Source organism: Myroides sp. LoEW2-1 (genome assembly GCF_009767705.1).
GTDB classification, from domain to species: domain Bacteria; phylum Bacteroidota; class Bacteroidia; order Flavobacteriales; family Flavobacteriaceae; genus Flavobacterium; species Flavobacterium album_A.
The window spans coordinates 1-5,413 of record NZ_WSPP01000263.1 but is presented as its reverse complement, the minus strand read 5'-3'; the positions used below and the strand labels follow the sequence as shown (position 1 = coordinate 5,413).

The window sequence follows — 5,413 nt, the reverse complement described above, 5'->3', positions numbered from 1 at the left end:
TCCCTACAGTACTTAATTTTTCTTTTAATATTTCACTTCGTAAATCATTAATATCATCCATATTTTCAAGTTTATCTTTACTCTTTTCTTCTTCTATTTCCTTAAGTATTAGATTAATTTGTTCTTTTACTACTTTTTTTCTTTTACTAAAATCACTTTTCTTCCACTTAATTTCCTCTATCCGTTTTTGATTGTTAAGTGATATTTCCTCAACTAAAGCTAACTTACAAAATTCTACATACTCTTCCTTAAACTCCTGTTTAATAAATTCTTGTACTTTAAATAGTAATTCATTTTCTTCTCCTATGTTATTTCCTATGTATTCTAGTTGAGTCCTTTTGGGCACTAAAAATGAGTTAAGTGGATGTATTAATCTTAAAAAATGTGCTTGTAATAATTTCAACTCTTTTGGGCTCAGTTCTTCTTCAACTTCTCTAATTCTTGTTTTTTCATTCCATTGATTGCGATCAGGATTAATAAAAGTATCCTTTAAAACTCCTTTTGGTTCATTCACATAATCTTTACCTACAGCATTTAAATGTGCTAAATACCAACCTCTTCCATTAAGGTTAACTCTATAAGCTTCTTCTCTGTTATAATAACACAATTCTTTCTCACTACTCGTAAACCCAAAAGAACAAATCAAACTAGAGCCTCTAAATAAAGTATTTAAATCCTCAACAGTGTATGGAATATTACTCAATTTGGCACCTGCAAATAACATCGAAAAAGTATTATCACAGAAAACTAATCTATTATTACACTTGTACTTACTTAAAAAACCTCGTCGTAAATAATTATACTTATCTTTACTGAAAGAACCATATAGTCTTAGGAAATAGGTTGCATTATCTTGTTTAATATAATTCACTAACTCCTTGTGAATACTTTTGATAACTTCCTTATGCTCTATAAATTGTTTTTTGACAACTTGCTCTATAAAATCATCTACATTATTTACACTTCCTTTTAATACAGCATCAAAAGAAAAGTCAGCAATCTTTTTAAATATCATATCTTTCTTTTTTTATCATCAGTTCTACAAACCACTTTTCTAACTTATCTCTATTTTCTTGATTGCACTCTTTTATCAGAAAGAATACCCTTTTATCCAAAAAAAAGAATGGAGTAGTGAAGTACATTTTCTTCTCTCTTGCTGCATCTTTAACAGCAACTCCTGTTACTTCATTTAATACAAACCAATTCACTCCAAATACTTTCTTACAGTATTCAGGATCCATTGTCAGATTATCTATATCCTCTTCACTAAGGAGTCGCTCTTTAGAAAGATAAGCAAACAACACCCTTCCCATTTCTTTACTATTAAACTTTCTAAAGCTTTTTAGTACCTCTATGATCTTTTTATTCTTATTACTGATATATCCTTTTTGATCACCCAAAAAATACTCGGAATACAATGTGGGAAACTTTAATAATATATCAATATCTACCGTATTCCCTTTCTCTGGATAAGGACTTATATCTTTCTTTCTATCATTATATGCCAGCTCTTGATACCTCTTTAATTCCCATGCATTCAATATCTTTTGGTCTTGAATTAACTTTGCAGTTTCTACATAAGGATAAAGTATAACATAAGTTCCTAACAGATTCGTATTTCGACCAAACTGTATCGGCAAAGCTATATCGTCTATAATACCTTTTATCTGATAGACAGGATGTTCGCTACCCGTATATTCAACTAATTCTAAATCATATCCTAACCATGTAAAATCTCCTTTGCTTCCTAACATCCCCATAAAAACAGCTGCATGCCAATGCCTCAATACAATAACCTTTGGCTTAATCACCTCTTCTATCAGTTTTTGTGTTACCGTTAATTGATCTTCTAAAAACATAAGACCATTTACGTCATCTATCAATTGTTCAACTACTTTATCCTTTTCATTAGTTCTGTAGTAAAATAAATCTGCATAAGCAAAATCATCTCTTAAGTCTATATCAAACAGACGATGTTCTAATGAAGATAGAATACGTTTAAAGTACTCCTTGTTTTTTAAATTTTTATCTAATTGACTTCTGACATTATATTTTACTGCTTGATTCAAAGATTCCTCTTCAAAAGAAGGATTTAATCCTAAAAACAAGAGATCTTTCTGTTCAATATTCTCACTGTAACAAAACTCTCTCTCAATTAAATCTGCAGGTATACTTTTCGCATACCTTTTCCAAATTTGTGCTACTTTCATAGATAGTGTCATAATCCGTAATTTTAGTTATGACAAACTTATGTTAGCCAATGGCAAAAAAAAGTACATTGACAAATTATATTAATATTTATCTAAAGCCTTCTTTAATTCTGTTATAATTTCATTTCTTAATGTTATGGGTTCTAAGACTTCTATATGAGAGCCATAAGATAATATCCAGTTTTTTAATTCATTATTTAACTTAACCCTCAACGTGAATATTACTTCCTTCTCAGTTTCACTCACTATAGTCTGAGATTCGTGAATTTTAGCTATCTTAATATAATTCATCTTTTCTTCATCACATCGTAATTTCACCAAATCAACATCATTTCTTAAATCAACCCCAATTGCATCTTTGTATATATTAAAATTTATAGGTTCACTTAATTCAAACTTTTCTTTTTGGATAATTAATTCTTGTATTCTATCTAACCCATACATCATATATTCTCTATTATCCACAGGTTCAACTACTAAATACCATCTATTGTTATACTCTTTTAAAAATAGCGGTACAATATTTTCTCTTTTCTTTCTTTCTTCATTTTCGAAACGCTTATGAACAATAGTTAACTTTCTTTTTTGCTGTATTGCTTCTATACATTTATCTATCCACAAAAAACCTTTCACATCTTCAGAAAATTCAGATTGAACATATTTAGTAAAAGAGGTGAAACCTTTCATCTTAGTACTCAAGAGCTCTAATCCAAGAAATCCCATTAGTCGATATATCTTTTTTATTGTTCCACTTTTATCTTCATCTTCATCTTCATTTACTATTTGAACTCTTTTATCTCCAAAATTAAAACTTAGATTAATACCAAAGTCTTTTTCTAAATCACCTCTTAGATCAGTAATAAATCTATCTGAAACCAATTCATTATCCATTTCAGCCTCAATAGCTTTTTTTAAATCGCTTCTTGTATATCTATCATTTCCCTCCTTATCTAAAACATTGTCCAGCAATAACATCATCCCTTTAATTTTCTTGATTGACATAGTCCTTCTTTTTTAATTACCTAATATACCTAATTTCTACTCTCCTCCAATTCACTTTTCCGTAAACACCTCTACTTTTCGAGTAAACATACTCCTCTATCTCCTCTTAACCTTCCAAACTCAAACAACACACTATCTTATAATAAACATACCTACATAAACTAAAACTAATTAGACATAGCATTAAGAAGATTCCTCCTAACATTAACACCTTGACTAAGGCCAATGATGAATACTTTTAAAAGAGGGCTAATCCTAAAACAAAAAAGCACCGCCAAATGGCAGTGCTTTTACAATAGTAAATCGAGTCGTTTATAACGCATTAATTTTCTTTACGATAGTCTCACAAGTATAATCAGTTACTGCTTTTATTTCAGCAGTTTCTAATTGTTGATCGTATTCTTTCTCGAATACTGTACCGTCACCTAAATCAATAACATAAGTTAGTTCTGTAAACCTACAAGATACTCCTACCTCAATAGCAGCAGCTCCCTCAATTAGTTTAAATCCACCTAAACGAATAACCGAGTGTATCTCCTCAGCTCTATCCCATGCTATATGAGGATTGTCTAAATCAAATACGTGTGGTAATTCTTCTGCTAAATCTTCTTCTTGTACAGTTGATGCATCCTCAACAATATCTTCTTCTGTAACAGCTGATGCGTCTTCAACATTATCTTCTTCAGTAGCAGCTGATGCGTCTTCTTCAGTTGCAATCGTTTCTTCTTCACCCTCCTGCGCTACATTAACAAGTACTTCTTCACCTTCCAATATTTCTTCCTCTGAAACATCTAATGTATACTGCCCTTCTATCTCACCGAACAAATCTCCAAAACTCTCCAATACCTGAAGCTCAACTTCGGTAAATAAAGGACGTATAGAGTGAACAAATATCGACTCTAACCACTCGGCTGACTTTACTTTACTTTTCTCCTCCTCTTTAGCCTTTAACTGACGTTTAAGCATTTCGATTTGATTGTAAAATTTCTCCGATTCCTCAATAGACTTCCCTTCTTGTATATCGACAATCATTTGCTGCGAACGCAAAATTTGTTGCCCAATATGAGTAAACAAATCGTCTTTTGGTTCATCATAACACAGCACATCTGTTAAATACTTTACATATAACTCTTGTTCCTTATCTGTAATCCAAAATGGCGTATAAACAAAGGCTATTAAAATCTGATTGCTCAATAAGCGTGCTACTAATCCATTTCCACTATCAAAAGGGCTTACTTTCAAAAAATCAACATGAAAATTAAGGGCTACATCGATAGGATGTGGAGCATACTTTTTACCTTTTAGAATATAGTCGATTGCTTCATTGGTGCGATTGATCAATTCTCGCATTTCCTTTTTTACAGCAGAAGCAGCTACAAAAGTATATTTCTCACCTTTGTAAGTAGACATGCTATTATCAGTCTGCTTCCATTGACCAAGCTCAGCTCTTCTATCGCTATCCTCTTCATACATTAACTTGGCATGAAGCTCTTTGATATACTTTTCAGACAGGTGTGAGTCTACCAAACTCCCTCCTAATAATTCTTTTAAAACCTCATCGTGTTTCTTAATTTCCATTAAATCTTTTAGAGGCTTTTTGTCAACAGTTACCAATCCATCAATCATACTTCGAACTTCTTCTTTTGCCAAAGTATTTCCCTCTGCATAATTTGAAAAATAGTTACACTCCAAACGGTACTTATGATATAACTTTTGTAGCTGTTCACTATTCACACCTCCTTGAGTCTCAACTTGCTGTTTTAGACTATCAATCTTTACTTTTATTTCCGAATAAGTCATTCTCTTAAGTTTTTAAACTACATAATAGTATTTGCAATTAGTAATTAAGTATACAACCCTAAAAATCAATAGGAATAATACACACTAATTTGAAATAATCTGCACTGACACTAAATGCCAAAGCAAACTAAAGACCATTATTTTTTTTCATCCGCGAAGGTATAAATTATTAGTCTTTTGAAAAAATACAATCCCTTGCATATTTCGACCTTAATCTACATTTGGCTATATATAAAAAACAAACTATTAAAACTAAAACACTTTTGCAAATATCGAAATAAATATACCTCACTGACAACAAATCACTTAGCATTCACCTACTTTTTACTAATATTATTTAATTATCATACAAAAAATCATAATTTAAATCTAATTGAAAAACACAAAAGTTAACTATATAT

General features: G+C 30.9%; 4 protein-coding genes. All 4 read right to left on the bottom strand.

The genetic code is table 11. The annotated features are described in order from the left end of the window. On the bottom strand, nucleotides 1-1,015 hold a 1,015-nt coding region (locus GOQ24_RS13640), incomplete at its 3' end, for a hypothetical protein (RefSeq protein ID WP_160339942.1). Beyond that, nucleotides 1,005-2,210, bottom strand: coding sequence for a hypothetical protein (locus GOQ24_RS13635; protein ID WP_160339941.1), 1,206 nt, complete (start codon nucleotides 2,208-2,210; stop codon nucleotides 1,005-1,007). The genes GOQ24_RS13640 and GOQ24_RS13635, both read right to left, overlap by 11 nt. An 81-nt stretch (nucleotides 2,211-2,291) precedes the next feature. Further along, a complete protein-coding gene (locus tag GOQ24_RS13630; protein WP_160339940.1) occupies nucleotides 2,292-3,212 on the bottom strand; it encodes a helix-turn-helix transcriptional regulator in 921 nt (306 codons plus the stop codon). A gap of 312 nt (nucleotides 3,213-3,524) precedes the next feature. Next, on the bottom strand, nucleotides 3,525-5,012 hold the full coding sequence (locus GOQ24_RS13625; protein ID WP_160339939.1) for a Fic family protein: 1,488 nt from the start codon (nucleotides 5,010-5,012) through the stop codon (nucleotides 3,525-3,527). Between the last annotated feature and the right edge of the window lie 401 nt (nucleotides 5,013-5,413).

Coding starts and splice junctions, on each gene's coding strand:
- GOQ24_RS13635 (WP_160339941.1), bottom strand. CDS start 2,210: ATGAAAGTAGCACAAATTTGGAAAAGGTATGCGAAAAGTATACCTGCA.
- GOQ24_RS13625 (WP_160339939.1), bottom strand. CDS start 5,012: ATGACTTATTCGGAAATAAAAGTAAAGATTGATAGTCTAAAACAGCAA.
- GOQ24_RS13630 (WP_160339940.1), bottom strand. CDS start 3,212: ATGTCAATCAAGAAAATTAAAGGGATGATGTTATTGCTGGACAATGTT.